The sequence below is a fragment of the Collinsella aerofaciens genome (genome assembly GCF_039752955.1).
In the GTDB taxonomy this organism is placed as follows: domain Bacteria; phylum Actinomycetota; class Coriobacteriia; order Coriobacteriales; family Coriobacteriaceae; genus Collinsella; species Collinsella aerofaciens_BI.
Genome location: NZ_JBDMHB010000089.1, coordinates 1 through 1299, shown reverse-complemented (window position 1 = coordinate 1299; position 1299 = coordinate 1). Strand labels below are relative to the sequence as shown.

The window sequence follows — 1299 nt, the reverse complement described above, 5'->3', positions numbered from 1 at the left end:
TCGTGTCTCTCGTTCACCTCAATGGTCCTCCTAACGCCGGCGTGTTGGCACCACCAGCGTAGTGGCGGCGGGGAGGCGCGGTGGCCATTATTCGGTGACCGGGATTGGTCAAAATAGTTTGACTATTAGCGGCTAAAATCGCCCGGCGCTAACACCGCGGTGCTACCGGGCTTTAAGGATTACACCGTCGCCGTCGAGACCTCGTCTACCGAAGGCGAGGAGGAGGGCATCGTCGAGCGCGAGATTGTCGCCCATGTGACGACAAGCGAGGCGCTCGGGGCACACGACCGTCACATCGCCCGCAAGCTCATCGACCTCAATGTGCCCGAGCTCGATCGCGTGGAATTTGACGTGAAGTGATGCCGGCGCGGGATGAGCGCTCGCACGGACGCAAGTTATGACGAGGCGCAGACGCGATACGGACACGAGCAAATAGAGGGGTTCAGTTCACACCCGCGCCCCGCTCGCCGTTTTATTGCCGTGAATCAACTGGCCGGATCGACATCGCCAGACTCCACCATAAACGCAGGTTTGGTGCTCACCTGATAAAATCGGGTCACTTTGCTATCTCTAAATAGATAGAGCTGCCCCTGATTGCGTCGGCGCGATATATACGCAACGTGAACCGTGCCGAATTCTTCGCCGTTTTCCTTCTTTAATATCAGGATGTTGGGGTCATCCGTACGCTTAAACTGCCCGTCAACGCAGCTGCCGTCTTTGTCGACCAGTTGCCACCGATGGTTATCCTCTTCAAGAAAGGCCAGGGTTTCCAGACTCGTCTTGTCGTCCCGATAGTAACCGTCGATGGCAAACCCTTCGGAAGCGCATTCCTGCATATAGGACGTTTCCCGGCTTATAGCAAACAGCCCTGTAGCGCCCAGGAGCACAGCCAGGCAGACCACTGCAAGGGTTATCGAAATAGCACGGCGACCCATGTTAGCCCAACCGATAGTTGTTTAACTGAGCGCGAAACATACCTGGAACCTCCGATATCAGGGGGAACGTCGCCCGCGGCCCGCCGGCAACTATGTGTTTCTAACATTAAACCCTATGGCTACGACTCGTTGGAGATAGGTTCCATAAACGGACAGTGATATACGGCGAAAGGCCACACTTATCCATTAACCCAGAGTTATGGAGGCCATTTTTCATATTGCGAGACCGCGGTTTTCGGAAGTGCGGTGAAAAACTGAGCCCCGCCGACCAGACCGACTTTTTTAGCAACAAAACCGACGCTCCTATAAGTTGTCAAGAGGCAGTTTGCGGGAGCGCTCCCTTCAATTCGCACAGGAGCTCGTA

At 55.3% G+C, this 1299-nt stretch carries 2 protein-coding genes; one reads left to right on the top strand and one right to left on the bottom strand.

The genetic code is table 11. The annotated features are described in order from the left end of the window. Positions 1-159 precede the first annotated feature (159 nt). A complete protein-coding gene (locus ABHR75_RS09910) occupies positions 160-360 on the top strand; it encodes a hypothetical protein (RefSeq protein WP_346964238.1) in 201 nt (66 codons plus the stop codon). A 125-nt stretch (positions 361-485) separates the two neighbouring features. On the opposite strand, the gene ABHR75_RS09905 is transcribed toward ABHR75_RS09910, so the two are convergent. Next, positions 486-935, bottom strand: a complete 450-nt coding sequence (locus ABHR75_RS09905) for a hypothetical protein (protein WP_346964237.1) — start codon at positions 933-935, stop codon at positions 486-488. Between the last annotated feature and the right edge of the window lie 364 nt (positions 936-1299).